Source organism: Methylocystis sp. H4A, assembly GCF_015709545.1.
Lineage (GTDB): Bacteria > Pseudomonadota > Alphaproteobacteria > Rhizobiales > Beijerinckiaceae > Methylocystis > Methylocystis silviterrae.
Window position 1 is genome coordinate 254,321 of record NZ_JADNQY010000027.1, and the last position, 16,861, is coordinate 271,181.

At 63.7% G+C, this 16,861-nt stretch carries 16 protein-coding genes and 1 tRNA gene; 8 read left to right on the forward strand and 9 right to left on the reverse strand.

Going from position 1 to position 16,861, the window contains the following annotated elements:
- The first annotated feature begins 304 nt into the window (after nucleotides 1–304).
- Nucleotides 305–1,414: a glycerol dehydrogenase gene (locus tag IYW40_RS15900; protein ID WP_196401278.1), complete on the forward strand. Its 1,110-nt coding sequence runs from the start codon at nucleotides 305–307 to the stop codon at nucleotides 1,412–1,414.
- A gap of 21 nt (nucleotides 1,415–1,435) precedes the next feature.
- Here the strand turns inward: IYW40_RS15900 and IYW40_RS15905 are convergent, their stop codons facing one another.
- Genes IYW40_RS15905 through IYW40_RS15920 form a run of 4 tightly spaced genes read right to left on the reverse strand, consistent with a single transcriptional unit; the run spans nucleotide 1,436 to nucleotide 5,018 of the window.
- On the reverse strand, nucleotides 1,436–3,049 hold the full coding sequence (locus tag IYW40_RS15905) for a GMC family oxidoreductase (RefSeq protein ID WP_196401279.1): 1,614 nt from the start codon (nucleotides 3,047–3,049) through the stop codon (nucleotides 1,436–1,438).
- 10 nt (nucleotides 3,050–3,059) lie between these two features.
- Nucleotides 3,060–3,488: a hypothetical protein gene (locus IYW40_RS15910; RefSeq protein ID WP_196401280.1), complete on the reverse strand. Its 429-nt coding sequence runs from the start codon at nucleotides 3,486–3,488 to the stop codon at nucleotides 3,060–3,062.
- A gap of 57 nt (nucleotides 3,489–3,545) precedes the next feature.
- Nucleotides 3,546–4,223 carry a transaldolase family protein gene (locus IYW40_RS15915; RefSeq protein ID WP_196401281.1) on the reverse strand — a complete coding sequence of 226 codons (678 nt, stop codon included), beginning with the start codon at nucleotides 4,221–4,223 and terminating at the stop codon, nucleotides 3,546–3,548.
- A 54-nt stretch (nucleotides 4,224–4,277) separates the two neighbouring features.
- The gene (locus IYW40_RS15920) at nucleotides 4,278–5,018 is read right to left on the reverse strand and encodes a class I SAM-dependent methyltransferase (RefSeq protein ID WP_246720844.1); all 741 of its coding nucleotides are present in this window, start codon (nucleotides 5,016–5,018) and stop codon (nucleotides 4,278–4,280) included.
- A gap of 294 nt (nucleotides 5,019–5,312) precedes the next feature.
- Here IYW40_RS15920 and IYW40_RS15925 point away from each other — a divergent pair, with 294 nt between their 5' ends.
- Both IYW40_RS15925 and coxB read left to right on the forward strand, forming a co-directional pair.
- Complete coding sequence (locus IYW40_RS15925) at nucleotides 5,313–6,467, forward strand: c-type cytochrome (RefSeq protein ID WP_196401283.1); 1,155 nt, start codon at nucleotides 5,313–5,315, stop codon at nucleotides 6,465–6,467.
- Between the two features lie 10 nt (nucleotides 6,468–6,477).
- Nucleotides 6,478–7,452 carry a cytochrome c oxidase subunit II gene (gene coxB, locus IYW40_RS15930; RefSeq protein WP_196401431.1) on the forward strand — a complete coding sequence of 325 codons (975 nt, stop codon included), beginning with the start codon at nucleotides 6,478–6,480 and terminating at the stop codon, nucleotides 7,450–7,452.
- 27 nt (nucleotides 7,453–7,479) lie between these two features.
- On the opposite strand, the gene IYW40_RS15935 is transcribed toward coxB, so the two are convergent.
- Nucleotides 7,480–7,818 carry a rhodanese-like domain-containing protein gene (locus tag IYW40_RS15935; protein ID WP_196401284.1) on the reverse strand — a complete coding sequence of 113 codons (339 nt, stop codon included), beginning with the start codon at nucleotides 7,816–7,818 and terminating at the stop codon, nucleotides 7,480–7,482.
- A 300-nt stretch (nucleotides 7,819–8,118) separates the two neighbouring features.
- Between IYW40_RS15935 and IYW40_RS15940 the strand changes: the two genes are divergently transcribed.
- Nucleotides 8,119–9,084, forward strand: coding sequence for an alpha/beta hydrolase (locus IYW40_RS15940; protein ID WP_196401285.1), 966 nt, complete (start codon nucleotides 8,119–8,121; stop codon nucleotides 9,082–9,084).
- A gap of 49 nt (nucleotides 9,085–9,133) precedes the next feature.
- On the opposite strand, the gene ppc is transcribed toward IYW40_RS15940, so the two are convergent.
- Complete coding sequence (ppc, locus tag IYW40_RS15945) at nucleotides 9,134–11,944, reverse strand: phosphoenolpyruvate carboxylase (protein WP_196401286.1); 2,811 nt, start codon at nucleotides 11,942–11,944, stop codon at nucleotides 9,134–9,136.
- A gap of 163 nt (nucleotides 11,945–12,107) precedes the next feature.
- On the opposite strand from ppc, the gene IYW40_RS15950 reads away from it, so the two are divergent.
- Nucleotides 12,108–12,638, forward strand: a complete 531-nt coding sequence (locus IYW40_RS15950; RefSeq protein ID WP_196401287.1) for a PTS sugar transporter subunit IIA — start codon at nucleotides 12,108–12,110, stop codon at nucleotides 12,636–12,638.
- Nucleotides 12,635–13,618: a biotin synthase BioB gene (bioB, locus tag IYW40_RS15955; protein WP_196401288.1), complete on the forward strand. Its 984-nt coding sequence runs from the start codon at nucleotides 12,635–12,637 to the stop codon at nucleotides 13,616–13,618. Before IYW40_RS15950 ends, bioB begins: the two co-directional genes overlap by 4 nt.
- On the opposite strand, the gene lipB is transcribed toward bioB, so the two are convergent.
- Complete coding sequence (lipB, locus tag IYW40_RS15960; protein ID WP_196401289.1) at nucleotides 13,615–14,304, reverse strand: lipoyl(octanoyl) transferase LipB; 690 nt, start codon at nucleotides 14,302–14,304, stop codon at nucleotides 13,615–13,617. The two genes, bioB and lipB, sit on opposite strands and share 4 nt — an antisense overlap.
- Before the next feature lie 154 nt (nucleotides 14,305–14,458).
- On the opposite strand from lipB, the gene IYW40_RS15965 reads away from it, so the two are divergent.
- Nucleotides 14,459–14,543 (forward strand) — tRNA-Leu (locus IYW40_RS15965).
- Nucleotides 14,544–14,640: 97 nt separating this feature from the next.
- Here IYW40_RS15965 and IYW40_RS15970 read toward each other — a convergent pair.
- Nucleotides 14,641–14,886: a hypothetical protein gene (locus IYW40_RS15970; protein ID WP_196401290.1), complete on the reverse strand. Its 246-nt coding sequence runs from the start codon at nucleotides 14,884–14,886 to the stop codon at nucleotides 14,641–14,643.
- A 522-nt stretch (nucleotides 14,887–15,408) separates the two neighbouring features.
- Between IYW40_RS15970 and IYW40_RS15975 the strand changes: the two genes are divergently transcribed.
- Complete coding sequence (locus IYW40_RS15975; RefSeq protein WP_196401291.1) at nucleotides 15,409–16,287, forward strand: hypothetical protein; 879 nt, start codon at nucleotides 15,409–15,411, stop codon at nucleotides 16,285–16,287.
- Between the two features lie 36 nt (nucleotides 16,288–16,323).
- On the opposite strand, the gene IYW40_RS15980 is transcribed toward IYW40_RS15975, so the two are convergent.
- Nucleotides 16,324–16,818, reverse strand: a complete 495-nt coding sequence (locus IYW40_RS15980) for a MarR family transcriptional regulator (protein WP_196401292.1) — start codon at nucleotides 16,816–16,818, stop codon at nucleotides 16,324–16,326.
- Between the last annotated feature and the right edge of the window lie 43 nt (nucleotides 16,819–16,861).

The window sequence follows — 16,861 nt, forward strand, 5'->3', positions numbered from 1 at the left end:
ACGCCGGCTTGGCGGACGCTTCGGACATGGGCCGTGCCGCATGCACAAGTGCGCCGGCGCACTGCGCCTTTCAACGAGACGCGCAATGATCCGAACGTTGCAAACACCCATAGCTTTTCGAAGGGGTCAGGGCCGGCCGCTGGGGCCGGCCCTTTTTTGCGCCGCCTGCTCGGCCTCTTGAGCGCAGCGTCCGGGTAAGCTGCCGCAACCAGCCTGAAGATAGCTGATCTCAAGCCGATGCGTTGCGTTGCGACGTCATTTGCTCTCAAATCGCAACCCTCACGCATCAGATCGGATCTCCCGCATGTTGAAGGTTTTCTGCGCTCCCGCGAGATATGTTCAGGGCCGCGACGCGACGATGTCGCTCGCATCGGAGCTTTCGCGGCTCGGCATTTCAGGAAAAGCGCTGATCATCGCGAGTCCGACCGCCCGCAAGGCGTTGGAGCCGGTGTGGCGCGAGACGTTCCCGGCCGCCGGACTCGACCATGCGATTATGGATTTCGGCGGGGAATGTTCGTTTGCGGAGATTGCCCGGGGCAAGGAAGAGGCGCGCCGAGTCTCGGCCGCGTCGATCGTCGGCGCCGGCGGCGGCAAGACATTGGACGCCGCACGCGCCGTCGCCGCGGAACTTGAGCTTCCCGTCGCCTGCTGTCCAACGACGGCGTCGAGCGACGCGCCCTGCAGCGCGCTTTCGGTCGTCTACAGCGAGGATGGGGTGTTCGAGAAATGCCTCTTTTACCGGCGCAACCCCGATCTCGTGCTTGTCGACAGCGCGGTCATCGCGCGCGCGCCGGTGCGCCTGCTGATCTCGGGCATGGGCGACGCGCTCGCCACTTTTTTCGAAGCGGACGCCGCCATCCGCGCGCATCGCAAGAACGTCGCCGGGGGCCTGAGCACAATCGCCGCGGCCGCGATTGCCGAGCTCTGTTACAAAACGCTCCTCAACGACGGGATAGCCGCCGTCGCTGCGGCGCGGGCAGGGTCGATCACGCCGGCGCTGGAACGCATCATCGAAGCCAACACGCTTCTCTCCGGGCTTGGGTTCGAATCGGGCGGCCTTGCGGTGGCGCATTCGGTGCACAATGGGCTGACGGCCGCGCCGGAAACGCATGATCGGCTGCATGGCGAAAAGGTCGCTTTCGGCACGTTGGTGCAGCTCGTTCTGGAAGGACGGCCGCGTTCGACGGTCGCCGAAGCGATGGGATTTTGCCTTTCGGTCGGCTTGCCTGTGACGCTTGCGGAACTCGGGCTCGCAAATCTGTCGCGCGAGACGGCGCGGGCGATCGCCGAGCGCGCCGTCGCCGTCGGCGAGAGCGCGCATAATGAACCCTTTGAGGTGACCGCCGCGACTCTCATGGACGCGATATATGCCGCCGACTCCATGGGCGTCGCCTTCAAGGCGCGCGTTTCATAGCAGGCTGGCTCCAGCGCGCGACTATTCCTTCAAGGATGAAAGAACAGCCTCGGCGGCGCGCAGGGCGAGCGCGGCGATGGTGAGCGTCGGGTTGGCGGTTCCGCCGGTCGGGAACACGGCGGCGCCAACCAGAAAAAGATTGCGGTGCGCGTGGGCGCGCAGGTCTTTGTCGACGACGGACGTCGCCGGGTCCGCGCCCATGCGCGCCGTGCCCATGATATGGCCTGCGGCTTGGGCGTCGTCCTTGTGCCAAAACGCCTCCACGCCGATTCGTGCAAACATGTCTTCATGCAGATGTTTGGCGTTGCCGAGCGCGCGTTCTGTGTAGCGGTCGAGTTGAAAGAAGATCGCTGGGCGCGGCAGACCGGTCTTTTCGATTTGCGTACGATCCAGCGTCACCCTGTTGCTGGCCAAAGGGAGTTGCTCCGTCAATGCGGCCACGCGAACGTGCCGCGACGTCTGCTCCCTGAGCGCGGCGTCGAGCGCCTTTCCGCGCAGGCCGCTCAGCGCCAGCTCGCGCGCGGTCGATTCAGGCGCTCCCGTCGGCCAATTCCACCCTTCATTGCCAAATTCGAATCTCAAAGCCGAATTTGCGCCGCGGTCTTTCAGATCTCGATAATTCTCGATCCCCGATGTCGCTCCAGGTCCCCGATAGGGCCAGACGGGTTGGCGCGTGAGCGCCCAGCTGAGCTGGATCGGATGGTCCATCAGATTTCGGCCGAGCTGATCCGAGCGATTGGCGACGCCGCCAGAAAATGACTCGGAGGCCGAGGCCAGCAGGAGTCGCGGCGTCTCGACGCCGTTGCCGGCGACGCAGACGGCGCGCGCGAACACGCGTCCGGTCGCGCCATCGGATCGTATGAACCTGACCGCTTCGACGCGCCCGTCCGGGCGGCATTCGATGAAATTGGCGCAGGTCTCCGTCAGCAGCCTCGCGCCGAGAGATTGGGCGCGCGCGACGTGAATGGTCGCGTCATATTTCGCTTGAATCGGACAGATGGGAATGCAGCTGGCGCTGCCGTGACAGGCCGGTCGGTCGCCGGACGCCTTCGAGAGGCGCGCCTGCGGAGTCGGCCGGACCTTATAGTCGGACTTCTGCAACGCGTTGCGCCATGCGCGATCGAGGAAGCTCTGGGCGATCGGCGGAAAGGGGTAGGGCGCGGAGCGGGGCGAGCCAAGATCGTCGTCATTGTCTCCGGCGACTTCGAGCTCCTGTTCCGCCTGGCAATACCATGGCTCGAGATCGGCGTATGAGATCGGCCAATCAACGCCGAGCCCGAAGCGCGATTTCATCCGGAAATCATCGGGAACCAGTCGAATGGCGGTTCCCAGCCAGTGCCACGTCGTGCCGCCCACCTGTCGCAAATAGGTCGAGTTGAACGGGCGAGGCCCTTTTTGCGCATAGAACGCATAGGGCTTGTCGGTTTCGGGATGCGGTGCGAACGCGGCCTGCTCATAGGCCGACTCGGGAGTCTTTGCAGAAGCGCTCTGGAATCGTCTCACCGAGGCGGCGCGGTCGACGCGAGGGCCGGCCTCCATAATAATGACTGTCGCGCCTTTGCGCGCGACGCGAGAGGCGACCAATGCGCCGGCGACGCCAGAGCCTATGACCAAGACGTCGGCATGAAGATCCATATGGAACGCCTCACTCCTTGGTCGGTGCAAGCGCCCAACTCGCGGCTTCGCCGGGAACGCCGCCTGGCCGCGCAAATCCCATCGCGTCCCACATCAGCGCGCCTGTGTAATCCACGCAAATCATGCGTCCAGAGTCGACGGTTTGACCGGAATACCAGTCCGCCACAATTCTTCGCGCAAGACCCTCCGAGTTTTTGTCTTGTAGAGGAACCATGCTGCTCAATGCGCCGCGATCGAGTCCAAGACTCTGCAGATAAATCCGAGCCGAATCGACCTGAAGACGCGTGCGTCCGGTTAGCTCGGCGCTGAGGCGAAGAAAATCGGCGAGATCGGAGGTCTCGGCCAAACCGGGCCGATCTGCAATACAGGGCGTGAGCGCGCCGAGCGCGCAGCCGATCAGAAGCTTCCGACGCGAGACGTCACGATTCTTTGCGCGCATGGCATTCTCGTTTTTCGAAGGGCCCTTCGGCCTGGCTGCGATAAGCTCGTTTGCCCTTTAGCGTTCCAATACGATCTTCTTGTCGAAGGCTTCGATCGCCTCCTGCGACAGGGCGGACGTCAGCAAGTCGTCGAGAACAGACGGCGGCGCCGTGATGTCGTGACTATACCGCAGCCCAGCTTCGACAGTTTGTCGATCGGGGAAACTCGCAAGCAGCAAGGTCCGTTCGGCGCTCTTGACGATCGCGGCGACGCTTTCGAGCTGCTTCTCCCAATCTCTTTCACGCCGCATGAGCCTGCCGAGATATACCGCGACGCCATCCGCGCCCGCCTCCATTGCGACATAGGCCTGCGCCGCCGTGAACACCGCTGTCGCCAGAGATGCGCAGCCTATGTCTTTCAGCGCCCGGCAGCACGCAAGGCTCGGTGCAGTCGGCGCAAGTTTGATCCAAAGCTTTTTTTCGCGGGCAGCCTTTAGGTCGTCGAGATAGAGACTTGCTTGCCGCCGGGTCTCGTCCGGACCTCCAACCGCCTGAATCATCAGCTGGCGAATCGCGCCGACGTCGGCGGACATTCCGCAGAGCTTGCGCGCCGCGGCGACGTACTCATCCAATGACAAAGCTTCCGCGCCGGCGGCGCGGGCGATCAATGTCGGATTGGTGGTGAATCCCTGCACGCCCGGAAATTTCAGCGCGTCCAGGATAGCATTTTGATCCGCCGTATCGACGAGAAGCATCGCGCCCTCACATCGGAATATTGTTGATCTTGACCGTACTCGCTGCGGACGTGTTCACGCAGGCTTTTTCCTTGCGCTCAATACGACGCTTTTCGGATTGGCGAGAATTGCGTCCCAGAATTTTTGTCCGTAACGCTCAATTCCTTCCTTAGACACGGCGAATGGCGTCCATTCGGCGTCAGCAAACCCTGCCTGCGTCAGCGCGTCCTCGTAAGCGCGACGGTTCCACTGGGTGAATTCGATCCAGAATTTTTCTTCGCCGACAAACGTCATCCGAACGCGCAGGCGCATGGGACCTTCCCCGATCTCTTCGAGAAAGAATCCATACGGGAGCGTATCATCTCGACCGTTGACGAAGTCCGGATTGGGCACGACGGCGACCAATCTGCCGTCGGGAATCACATTCGCCGCTACAGACCTGAGCATTTGCGCAAGCGTCTGCTCGTCCTCGGCGTAGTTGAACAGAAAGGCGGCGGTCGCGACGTCGAATGCCCCCAAGACCGCCATCGTTGCGGCGTCGCCGACCTCATAGGCGACGCCAAGTGGATTTTGGATCTCTTCATGTCGGGCGACGTCAATCATCGCGGGCGACAGATCCACGCCGAGCACATTCTTTGCGCCAAGTCTTTTGAGAAGCCGGGAATAATGGCCAGTCCCGCATGCGTAGTCGATCGCGCTCGCGCCTGAAAGATCGCCGAGAACCGATTGGACGGTCGGCGTTTCAAGGAAATTCGTATGGTCATCCTTCCGCGCCGCCGAATATTGCCGGCTGATTGTTCGATATTGGTCGCTCATGCGCATGTCCCGGAAAGTCGCTGCTAGGCTTCAAGATTTGGAACTTATTCCTTCAGCTCGACAGTGGCCATGGGTTCGCCAAGGAACACTGCCGCGTCGGCCTCTTGAGGCAATTTGGCGAGGCCTGCGCTTGCGAGCTGATCGCTTCGTGTTCCAACCCTATCTCTCTTAGGACGCTACTGTGTCGGCGACGCTGCTAGGCTAGCGCCAAGTGGGGAGATCGGTATGGAGAGAACCGAACAGTCAAATGCAGCTGGCCCCCGATGCGCCGGCGCAGCGCAGCGGTGACGCCAGGTGGCGTTCGCCGGAAAAGCTCTACTCGCCGGCGTCGGGGTCGCCCTCGTTCTAGCTTTGGCCGTCCTGTTTTTCGCGTGGTCGGGTCTCTACAACGTCGCGGCCAGCCAGCCTCATTGGGCGCTCACGCGCTGGTTCCTGGAGTTTGGTTTGCGGCGTTCCGTTGCGACGCACAGCGCCTCCATCACTCGGCCGACGCTCGATGATAAAAATCTGGTGATCCTCGGCGCCGGCCATTTCGACGGAGGCTGCGCGCCTTGCCACGGCGCGCCGGGGGGGCACAGCGACCCGATCGTTGATCGCATGCTCCCAGAGCCGCCCGAACTCGGCGGCGCCGCAGCCAACTGGTCGACAGAGCAGCTCTTCTGGATCGTCAAGCATGGCCTGAAGTTTACTGGAATGCCGGCGTGGGTCGCGCAGCAACGCGACGATGAAGTGTGGGCCGTTGTCGCTTTTCTGCGCGCCCTTCCGCAGATGAGCGCGAGACAATATCGGCTGTTCGCCATCGGCGACCCCGAGGCGCGGCCGAATGATGGCGCTGAGATCGCCCGGAACGGCATGACGATGGAGGCGCTGACCCGATGCGTGCGCTGCCATCGTGGCGATGCGCAGCCCAGAAGCGCGCTCGTGCCCCGCCTCGCCGGACAGTCGCAGGCCTATGTTGAACGCGCGCTGCGCGATTTCGCCGGCGGATTGAGGCCGAGCGGAATTATGGAGCCGATCGCCGTGGCGCTGGACGATGCCGCGATCGCGGCGCTGAGCGCATATTACGCGGGCGCGCCGAACCTCGCTCCAAGCGGGCCGCCGATAGAGTCAAACGCCGATCAGATCGCCCGCGGCAAAGAAATCGCGACAAAGGGAGTCGCGGAGTCGGGCGTCCCGCCCTGTCTGGTTTGCCACGGCGACACACGCGCGCCGTCCTTTCCAAAGCTCGACGGTCAATACGGGCCCTATATCGTCGGCCAGATCGAAATCTGGAAACGCGGACTGAGGAAAAAGTCGGGATATGGAGCGATCATGGGGACGATCGCTTCGCGTCTGACCGACGCGCAGGCGCAAGACGTCGCCGCCTATTTCGCCAGCGTCGCGGGGACAACGCCGGAGAAGTCAGAACGGACCCCACCGCCTCGTCGTGGAGGCCGCCGTGCGCGATAGACAGCGATCCTTGCACATCGCGCGCGCCGCTCCAGCGTGCCTTATGCTTGCGGGATGCGAGGGCGTTCAATCGACGCTCGCGCCGACCGGACCGCAGGCGCAACATATTGCGCAACTCTTCTGGGTCATGGTCGCGGGAAGCGGCGCGATCATGCTCGTGGTCACTCTCCTGACGGCGATCGCGCTATTTGCGCCGCCGCGCCGCCGGGCGTTCCTGGCCGGCGATACTGTCGTGCTTGCCGGCGGGCTGATCTTCCCCGTCGTCACGCTCTCCGCGCTCCTCGTCTACGGACTGGTTATGCTCGGCGCGGGGCCGGGAAAGATGGCGGCGAGTCCGGTTGGAATAGAGGTGGCGGGCGAGCGCTGGTGGTGGCGCGTCATCTACCGGGACGGCCCGTCGGCGGTGGAGAGCGCAAATGAATTGCGCATTCCGGTCGGCCGCGCGGTCGAGATCGAACTCACGAGCGACAATGTCATCCATAGTTTCTGGGCGCCGAGATTGGCCGGCAAGCTCGATATGATTCCCGGCCGCAAGACCGCGCTGACGCTGAGCGCCGAGACAGCTGGCGTGAGCAGGGGCCAATGCGCGGAATATTGCGGCGGGGCGCATGCGCTGATGGCGTTCAACGTCGTGGCGATGCCGCAGAATGAATATGACGAATGGCGATTACGGGAGTTTCAGCCTGCGCAGGAGCCCACAACGCAGGAGACGCGAGAGGGCAAGGCGCTGTTTCTTTCGCACGGCTGCGGCGCGTGCCACACAATCCGCGGAACGCCTGCGGCCGGCCGGCTCGGACCCGATCTTACGCATGTGGGCGGCAGGATCTCGATTGGCGCCGCGATCCTCGCGACGGACGAAGCCTCCATCGCGCGATGGATCACGCATAATCAAGACATCAAGCCCGGCAATCTGATGCCGGCCTTTGACATCTTCAGCGAAAGCGAACTGCTCGCCCTGTCGCGCTATCTCGCGAGCCTGCGTTGAAGCTGCGCCGCCGTCCGGGCGCGTCTTTTACATGCCCTGGACGACAGGTTCGCCGGCGTTGAGCCAGGCGAGGATGCCACCGCCAAAATGCGTATTGGCGTCGCGACGGCCCAAGAGCCGCGCCTGTTCCATCGCAGACACCGAACGCTTGCCGGAGCGGCAATAGATGACCACTTGCTGGCCCTCGCCTGCGATCGGCAGCTGGCTCGGATCGAATTTCGACAGCGGATTGAAAATCGCGCCGGCGATATGGCCCGCCGCATATTCGTCAGCCTCTCGCACGTCGACAAGCAAGACCCGCCCTGATGCAAGTCCTGACTTCAACTCTTCCAGACTGATGTCATTGAACTGATTGCCTGCGCTCATGACGTTTAACCCCCTCCGATATGGCCGGCGTAAGATGCCTGGGCGCTGCCCAACCGAAATCCCTGCGACCAACTTGTTAATTTGCGGTCTGATGACGCGCAATATCTATACCATGTTTGGGGCGCCATTTGTTGTCCTCGACTCTTCAGCGCAGAAACGATCCGGTTGGCTGGCGCGCCGCTCCGCCGGGCCAGCCGCCACACGAAAAAAGTCTGACTTTTAAATGTTGCTCATGGCGGGCATTTTAGGTTGCCGAGACTTAATCCTCTCCATTGTCCCTATTCATAGGAAACACGGATCATGAGCATGGAACGCCGCGCCTTTCTTCTTGGAGCGTCGACTTTCGCGGCCGGCGCAGCCGCGACCGCTTCGCCGACGACAAGCGAGACGAGTTCGCCGGGCGCGGTGGATTACCAAGACGGCGCGCTGGCGCCCAATGGCGGCCAGAGCCTCTTCGCGCGAGTCAATGGCGTCAAGCTGCATTATGTGCGCGTCGGGGTCGGCCCTAACGTGGTCTTGCTTCACGGTTGGCCGCAGACCTGGTTTGCGTGGCGCTCCACGATGGAGCGCCTCTGCTCGCGGTTTACGCTGATCGCCCCCGATCTGCGCGGCCTCGGCCTGTCCGAACGAACCGCCGCGGGATATGACAAGCAAACCATCGCTGGCGACGTTCGAGCGCTCATTGACCAGACGGCCGGGGGGCGCGCCCATGTCGTTGGCCATGATATGGGCGGGAAAGCCGCCTTCATGCTCGCCCATCTTCACCCTGAGCATGTCGAAAAGCTCGTCCTGGTGGATTGCCTGGTTCCGGGCACGGAGAACATGGATGCGTTGCGCGGCGGCGCCTGGCATTACGGATTTCACATGGCGCCAGATTTTCCGGAAATGCTGACCAAGGGCCGCGAGCGCGATTATATCGCGGCGCAGATCCGCGCCTGGTCCCACAAGAAGGACGCGGTCCCAGACGCCGCGATCGCAGAATTCGCCAAACATTACGCCTCGGAGGGCGGCATGACGGCGGGATTCAACTATTATCGGGCGCTCAAAGATGACGCCGCCGCGGCCGCATCCTTGAAGGGCCGCAAGCTCGACATGCCGGTGTTGGCGATCGCCGGGCGACACAGCGTTGGCGAAAGGCTCGCGGACGCGCTCCGACCACAGGCGACGAATTTAAGGTCTGTGATCGTGGACGACAGCGGCCACTTCGTCGCCGACGAAGCGCCGGAGCAATTTTGCGCGCAGATTGAGGGATTCCTGTCCGCTTGACGGCATTGCAGGATATCCCGAACGCGCCGTAGCGCTCTGCGCGACTGGGTTAACCCGTATTGCGCAAGCCCGCCGCAATGCCGTTGATCGACATCAGGATGCCTTCGCGAATGTCCTCGCCGCGCTCGCCTGCGCGATGGCGGCGGATCAATTCGACCTGCAGATAGTTGAGCGGCGCGATATAGGGGAAGCGGTGCCGGAGCGATCGCGCGAGCGTCGGATTGTCCGCGAGCCGCTCCTTGGAGCCGAGAAGTTTTTCGAGCGCGTCATTCGCGCGCCCATGCTCCGCTTCGATCATGCCGAAAATGCGCGCGGCAAGCGCCTTGTCCTCGACGAGACCGGCATAATGATGCGCGATCGACATGTCGGTCTTGGAGAGGATCATGTCGATGTTCGAGAGCAGCGCGCGAAAGAACGGCCATTCCTCGCTCATCCGGCGCAAGAGCGCGAGCCGCGCTTTCTCGTCCTCTTCAATGAAATGCGCGATCGCCGAACCAAAGCCGTACCAGCCCGGCAGCGCGACGCGCGCCTGCGCCCAGGAAAAGCTCCACGGGATCGCGCGCAAATCTTCAATGCGGCGCGAAGGTTTGCGCGAGGCGGGGCGCGAGCCGATATTGAGCGAGGCGATTTCCGAAATCGGCGTCGACGAAAAGAAGAAATCGACGAAGCCTTCGGTGCCATAAACCAGTCCGCGATAGGCGGCCATGCCGGCCTGCGATAATTCTTCAGCAGCCTCCAAGAACTCCGGCGCCGGAGTCTTGTGCGCGGAAAGCAGCGTCGCTTCCAGCGTCGCGGCGACGAGCAGTTCCAGATTGACGTGGCCGATCTGCGGATTGGCGTATTTCGCCGCGATGACTTCGCCCTGCTCGGTCAGGCGGATCTGCCCGTTCACCGTGCCGGGTGGCTGCGCCAGAATGGCGTCGTAGCTCGGTCCGCCGCCGCGTCCGACGGTTCCGCCGCGCCCATGGAAAAGCCGCAGCGCGACGTTCGGCGCCGAGGCGAAAAACTCCGCAAGCGCGGTCGAGGCGCGGTAAAGCTCCCAGATGCTCGTTAGGATGCCGCCGTCCTTGTTGGAGTCGGAATAGCCGAGCATGACGTCCTGCTGCCCGCCGGAATTGACGACGAGCTTGAGGATGCCAGGGAGCGCATAGAACTCCTGCATGATCGGCGCGGCGTTGCGCAAATCCTCGATCGTCTCAAAAAGCGGCACGATGATGAGATCGGCGATGACGCGCTGAGCGTCGCGCGGATCGAGCGTGCCGCGCATCAAGCCGCATTCCTTCTGCAGCAGCAGCACTTCGAGAAGATCGCTGACCGTTTCAGTGTGGCTGATGATGTAATGGCGGATCGCTTCATCGCCATAGAGCCGTCGCATCTCGAGCGCGCGCTCCATGATCGTCAATTCGCTCGTGGCGCGGTCGCTGTATGTCGCGCCCGGCAGGCGCACCGGCCGCGGATCGCCGAGCAGCCTCAGCAGCAACTGCTGCTTCTCGGCTTCCGGGAGCGTGGTGTAATCGTCGACGACCCGGGCGGCTCCGAGAAGCTCGGAGATGGTTTCTTCGTGGCGGTCGGAGCTCTGCCGCAAATCGAGCGTCGCAAGGTGAAAGCCGAAGACTTCGACGGCGCGGATCAGCGGCTCGAGCCGCTGCGTGGCGATGACTTCGCTGTGATGCACCCGCAGCGACTCATCGATGGTGACGAGATCGGCGAGCAGCGCCCAGGAATTGGCGTAGGGCTCGCCAGGCGCCACGGCGTGGCGCGCCGCCTGGCCGCCGGTCAGCTTCTCCAGCGTGCCGGCGAGGCGCGAATAGACGCCGATGAGCGCGCGGCGATAGGGCTCGTCGTCCCGATGCGGATTGTCGTCGCCCGAGCGGGCCGCAAGCGCTTCGAGCGCCTTGGTGCAGCCGGCGTAACGCCGCGACATCGAAAGTTCCGCGCCGAGCTCATGCACTTCGATGAGATAGAAGCGCAGCACGGTTTCACACTGCATGCGTAGGGCGGTCGAAAGCGACTCCGCCGTCACATTCGGATTGCCGTCGCGGTCGCCGCCGACCCAAGCGCCCATGCGCAGGAACGGCGGCACGCGCAGTCCGTCGAGACGCTGTTCGATGTCCGCGTAAAGGCGCGGGATCTCGCGCAGAAATGTGCTGCGATAATAACTCAGCGTGTTCTCGATTTCATCGCGCACGGTCAAACGCGAATGACGCAACAGCTCAGTCTGCCAGAGCTGCGAGACGCGGGCGCGAAGCTGCATCTCGTTTTGCGCGCGCTCGGCCTTGCCGCGCATATGCTCGCGCGCGGCGAGCAGTTTGAAGATCGCGTGTTCGGCGTCGAGCAGGCTCTTGCGGCGCACTTCCGTCGGATGCGCGGTCAGCACCGGCGAAATCCACCCGCGCGCCAGCGCCTGGGCGATCTTGCCGGCGCCGACGGCGGCCTTGCGCAGACGCGCGAAGGTCGTGGCGAGGCTCGGCGCGCCGGTGAAGGCGCCGCTCGCCTGGGCGCGAGCGCGCTGCTGCAGCGGATGCAAATCTTCTGCGATGTTCGCAAGATGCGAGAAATAGCTGAAGGCGCGGATCACGGTGCGCGCCTCTTCCGCCGTCAGCGCACGCAGCAGCGCGTCGAGATTCCTGTCGGCCTCGGCGTCCCCGTTGCGACTCGCGGCGACGGAGAGCCGCCGGATCGTCTCGATGCGCTCGAACGCCGTGGTCCCTTCATGTTCACGAACCGCGTCGCCGAGCAGGCGCCCGAGAAGGCGAATGTCCTCGATGAGCGATTCGTCGCCCTTCAAGGCTTCGGGATCGGCGCCCGCCGCCGCAGCGGTCGTAACGAGATTTTCCTGCGCCTGCGCCTCGAGCTGCATGATCTGTCGCGACCTTTAAACTTTCCGCGCCTCAAGGCGCCTCTCTGCCAGCTATAGCAGGCTTCGGGCGCCTTTTCGACGCGGCACTTGTTCGAGGCGACGTCGCCCCTTATAGACGTCGGCGACGATGCGACCCGCCTAATCTCCGCACTTCGCGGCGCTAATGGTCAAAGCCATGCTCGACACAACCGAAATTCTTATCTTCGCCGGGGTCGGCCTGGTCTTCGCCTTGGGCCTGCTTGCATTCTGCAAATGGTCGGGCGCGGCCGTCCAGCGGATCGCCGCCTATGCGCTGATTGCGCTGTGCTTCCTCTACGTCGGCTTCGCCTTTCGCGCTGAGGAGCCCGGCCCCTGGGTCGGCGTCGAAATGACCGGCGTCGCCGTCTTCGGCACGCTCGCCGGCATGTCGATCATCGGCTCGCCGTGGTGGGTCGTCGCAGGCCTCGCGCTGCATCCGCTCTACGCGATTTACTTTCACTATATCGGCGCCGCCTCGCAATTCGCCCCCGCGCCCTTCGTGGTCGCCAATGCGGCGTTCGACGTCGTGATGGCGCTTTTCGTCGCTTATGCCGCTCTGCGCGGCGGGCGCAAGAGCGCGACGCGCGCCGAGGAGACGTCTGAGGCGCCGCAGCGCAAACTCGCCGCGCGCTCCCAGCATCGTTCGCAAAGCCGCGACGCCGGAGGTCCGGCGTGAACGCGCCCACGGACTTCTCCTTACGCTACGACTGGCGCGTTGAAGAGATCGTCGCCATCCATGATCAGCCGCTGCTCGATCTCGTCGCGCAGGCGAACGCCGTTCATCGCCGCTTTCACGACGTCAATGACGTGCAGAAGGCGGCGCTGCTGTCGATCAAGACCGGCGGCTGTCCGGAAGACTGCTCTTATTGCCCGCAATCGGCGCATCACCGCGAAGTGAAGCTCGACCGCGTCGATCTCATGGAGACGGCGGACGTGCTCGGCGCCGCAAAGACCGCCAGAGAGGCCGGCGCGGATCGCTTCTGCATGGGCGCCGCCTGGCGCTCCGCGCCCGAGGGCAAGCGCTTCGACGCCGTGCTCGACATGGTGCGCGGCGTGCGCGCGCTCGGCATGGAGGCCTGCGTCACGCTCGGCATGATCAATGAGTCGCAAGCGAAGCGCCTCGTCGACGCGGGGCTCACCGCCTACAACCATAATCTCGACACCGGCCCGGAATTCTACAACGAGATCATCACCACGCGCAGCTATCAGGATCGTCTCGACACGCTCAAGGCCGTGCGCGGCGCGGGGCTCGAGATGTGCTGCGGCGGCATCATCGGCATGGGCGAAAGCGTGAAAGATCGCGCCGGCATGTTGCAGACGTTGGCGTCTTTCGATCCGCATCCGGAAAGCGTGCCGATCAACGCGCTGGTCGCCGTCGAAGGCACGCCGCTCGCCGGGCGCGCGCAGATCGACCCGCTCGATCTCGTGCGCATGATCGCGACGACGCGCATCGTGATGCCGAAGGCGCGGGTGCGGCTCTCTGCCGGCCGCTCGTCGCTGTCGCGTGAAGCGCAAATTCTCTGTCTCGTCGCCGGCGCCAATTCGATCTTCTATGGCGAGAAGCTGCTGACGACGGGCAACGCCGGCGTCAATGAAGACGATGCGCTCTTCGCCGCGCTTGCGGCGCGCGAGGCGTGCGCCCCCGCCGCGTCCTAGACGTCCACCGTCGCACCGAAGATCACCTCGAAATTCCTGCGCAGCGCGGCGTCGACGGCGCGCATGTCGGCACGAACGCCCAAATCCTCAAGGCTCGTGACGCCAAGATGGGCGTCGCGCACGCCGCAGGGCGCGATGCCGGAAAAATGCGTCAGATCCGGCGCGACATTGAGCGCGATCCCGTGGAAGCTCACCCATTGCCGCAGGCGAACGCCGATGGCGGCGATCTTGTCTTCCGCCATTTCGCCGCCCGATCCTCTGGCCTTCTCGGGCCGCTCGACCCAGACGCCGACGCGCCCGGCGCGCCGCTCGCCCGTAACGCCGAAATCGGCGAGCGTCGCGATGATCCATGATTCAAGCGCGCAGACGAAGGCGCGCACGTCGCGTTGGCGTCGCGAAAGATCGAGCATGAGGTAAGCGACGCGCTGCTTGGGCCCGTGATAGGTGAACTGCCCGCCGCGTCCGGTGCGATAGACGGGAAAGCGCGCCTCGAGCAGATCCTGCTCTTTCGCCGAGGAGCCGCCGGTATAGATCGGCGGATGTTCCAGCAGCCAGACGCATTCGCGCGCCTCGCCCGAGGCGATCGCCGCGGCGCGCGCCTCCATGAAGGACACCGCCGCCTCATAGGGGACGAGATCGTCGCTGACGCGCCATTCGACCGGCGGCGCGCCTGCGGGCGCGCGCATCGCCGTGTCAGCGGCGGGCGCAGAAGGGCAGGCGGCTTGGCTCATCGCGTCACTTTACACCAAACCGAGGTCCTAAGCGTCGGCCCGCTTGTCATCTGGGAGCCGATTTGTTAGACGCAGCGCGCCGGCGCTTCGCGTTAAGCGGAGCGTCCTTGCGGCCGTGGCGGAATTGGTAGACGCGCTAGCTTGAGGTGCTAGTTGGGCAACCAGTGGAGGTTCGAGTCCTCTCGGCCGCACCAATAGCCATCGGCTTTTCAGCAGAGACTTAGTAAGTCGAAGGGGCGGGTCATCGGCGCCCGCCACTTCCGTTTCTTTGTTGCAGTCGCGCGCGAACGCTCAGTCAAACATCATGCCGTGATGGCCGTAATAACGCTGATCCGGCCAGTTATAGCCCTGACGCTTCACCGGGGCGCCGGCGCGGCGCGCCGGATCGCAGGCGGCGGCGTAACGATCTTTCGCCTTCATTTCGCAATTCAGGCTCCGATTGTCGCCGACGTCGTCGAAGAGGTGGAAGGCGGCGGCAGGCGCGCTGAAGGCCAGCGCGCTGGCAAGCACGGTGGTCAGGGCAAGCAAGCGGGACATTGTCTCGATCCTTTCAGTCGCTTCGGCAAACTGGCGTAATCTCGCCGCGCCAAGCGCATGGACGTAATATGAGCGCAGCCCGATCAATTGAAAATTAGAAAGAATGAATATTATTCATTCGTTTAATCTATGCACTCTGCTGCATTCCTGAGCGAATTCTTAGGGAGCGGCTTCGCTGCTTGACCGCCAAGGGTCCGATTGAGCAAGTTTCTGTGTAAGGGGCTAACCTGCTGCAAGCGTTCTACGAAAACTACCAATAGCTTAGACAGCCGAGAACTGAGGCCTGCGTCTCGGCCGCACCAAGGTTAGCGCCACAAAAGCGCCCCGAGTTCGCGCGGCCGATTGCGGCGCCGCAGCGGGCAAACATCAGCCACATTCCCCAAGGTAATATGGTCGCGCTGGCGCTTGGTCAGTGCAAGCCGCCTGCTCGATCTTCGCAAATGAGCGCGCCGCGCGCCTTGTGCGCAGACGCGAGGCGTTCGACGCCGCTCTTTTCGTTCGACGGCGCCCGGAGAGGGAAGCATGGCTGTGTCGTTAAGAGACCGCAGGCCGCCGCCAAAGGCCGACACTATCGAGACGCGCGCCCGCTACGCCTGGCATGATATCGAAGGCGATTGGCGCGCGGCGTCGCCGCGGCCGGCGGGTTCGCGCCGCCCGTCCTACGCAACGGCGTCCGATCGCAACTTCGAAAGGGTCGAGCGGTTCTTCTACATTGGCGCCGCGGCGCTTGTCGTCGTCGGCACTGCGATCGTCGTCGGCTCCGCGTTCTGGGGAGAGCTTCCGCAGAATGGCGATCCCGCAGATTCGATGACGCCTCAAAAAATAGCGCCTCCCGCGCCGCGCGGGGCGCCGAGCCAAGCGGGTTCGGGGGCGCCGGCCGCCAATTTGCGATCGCAGGAACAGCCGCCTTCGATCATCGCCGGACCGGTGGCGCCGACATCGACGCCGGAACGCGCCGCCGCATCGGCGCAGGACGGCGCAGGTTCGGCGCCGGGCGCCCAAGCGTCGAATCCTCTCGCGTCATCCATCGCCAACCTCGAACTCGAGCCGGAATTTCTCACCGACGGCATCGCGGGAAAGCGCAGATCGGCGCGCCGCGGGGCGGAAGATGAGGCGTCAGCGGCGGCGAACGTCGCGGCTGAGCAGGAACCGCCTGCGTCCGAAGCGCGAACTGGCAAATGCTACGTCAGGATTTCGGGACGCGTGCTCAACAGCGGCGCCTGTCAGATCTCGCGAAAAGGCGGCGCGGTGATTTTTCAATATTCCGGTCAGACGCTGACGCTTTCTCCCGCCAAGGGAAAAACCTGGTCTGCGGCGCTTGGCGGCAAAAATCTCGGAAACGTATACAAGAGCGGATCCTGCTGGGGTTCAAAGAGCACCTATATCTGCGATCGCGGCTAAGCGCCGCCTCGCGCAGCCTTAGGTTCGCTATTGCGTTCATGCGACGTCCTCGCCATCGTCGACGATGCGCGCCTTGGCTTCATTGAGCGAGGCTTCCAGCCTGCCCCGGATCTCGACCAGGACACTCGCAGCCGTGGCCACGCGTTCGTCGGAGATGGTCGATGCTAGCTCTCGCGCCCACGGCTCGCGTAGCCGCATTGCGGCCTCGTAGCGGGCTCGTCCTTCATTCGTCAGCGAAACCAGCGAGGCGCGGCGGTGGTGCGGGTTGGGGCTCAAGGCAAGCAGGTTTTCGCGGACGAGTTCGTTCACGATGCGCTGCACGCCCTGGCGCTGAAGGCCTATGGCTCTCGCCACGCCTGACACAGTTTCCCCTCCCGGTGCACGAGCCACAGCCCCGAGAATCTGCCACCTTGCACTCGTCAAATTGAGCCCTGCAACAAGCCTGTCACCGCTTGCCAGGAGGCGGCCGTTCACGCGGAAGATCTCAAGGATCAACTCGCCGAACGACGCCGCTTTCGCCTTGTCTTCCATGATCGAGCACTTGCCATGATGGCAACATATTGTCAAACTGGAG

What these genes read in the sequence shown, in the direction of transcription:
- IYW40_RS15910 (WP_196401280.1), bottom strand. Translation starts at nt 3,488, where the DNA reads ATGCGCGCAAAGAATCGTGACGTCTCGCGTCGGAAGCTTCTGATCGGC.
- lipB (WP_196401289.1), bottom strand. Translation starts at nt 14,304, where the DNA reads ATGCGCGCGCCCGCAGGCGCGCCGCCGGTCGAATGGCGCGTCAGCGAC.
- IYW40_RS15980 (WP_196401292.1), bottom strand. Translation starts at nt 16,818, where the DNA reads ATGGAAGACAAGGCGAAAGCGGCGTCGTTCGGCGAGTTGATCCTTGAG.
- IYW40_RS15970 (WP_196401290.1), bottom strand. Translation starts at nt 14,886, where the DNA reads ATGTCCCGCTTGCTTGCCCTGACCACCGTGCTTGCCAGCGCGCTGGCC.
- ppc (WP_196401286.1), bottom strand. Translation starts at nt 11,944, where the DNA reads ATGCAGCTCGAGGCGCAGGCGCAGGAAAATCTCGTTACGACCGCTGCG.
- IYW40_RS15975 (WP_196401291.1), top strand. Translation starts at nt 15,409, where the DNA reads ATGGCTGTGTCGTTAAGAGACCGCAGGCCGCCGCCAAAGGCCGACACT.
- IYW40_RS15900 (WP_196401278.1), top strand. Translation starts at nt 305, where the DNA reads ATGTTGAAGGTTTTCTGCGCTCCCGCGAGATATGTTCAGGGCCGCGAC.
- IYW40_RS15905 (WP_196401279.1), bottom strand. Translation starts at nt 3,049, where the DNA reads ATGGATCTTCATGCCGACGTCTTGGTCATAGGCTCTGGCGTCGCCGGC.
- IYW40_RS15940 (WP_196401285.1), top strand. Translation starts at nt 8,119, where the DNA reads ATGAGCATGGAACGCCGCGCCTTTCTTCTTGGAGCGTCGACTTTCGCG.
- IYW40_RS15915 (WP_196401281.1), bottom strand. Translation starts at nt 4,223, where the DNA reads ATGCTTCTCGTCGATACGGCGGATCAAAATGCTATCCTGGACGCGCTG.
- IYW40_RS15935 (WP_196401284.1), bottom strand. Translation starts at nt 7,818, where the DNA reads ATGAGCGCAGGCAATCAGTTCAATGACATCAGTCTGGAAGAGTTGAAG.
- IYW40_RS15920 (WP_246720844.1), bottom strand. Translation starts at nt 5,018, where the DNA reads ATGAGCGACCAATATCGAACAATCAGCCGGCAATATTCGGCGGCGCGG.
- IYW40_RS15950 (WP_196401287.1), top strand. Translation starts at nt 12,108, where the DNA reads ATGGTCAAAGCCATGCTCGACACAACCGAAATTCTTATCTTCGCCGGG.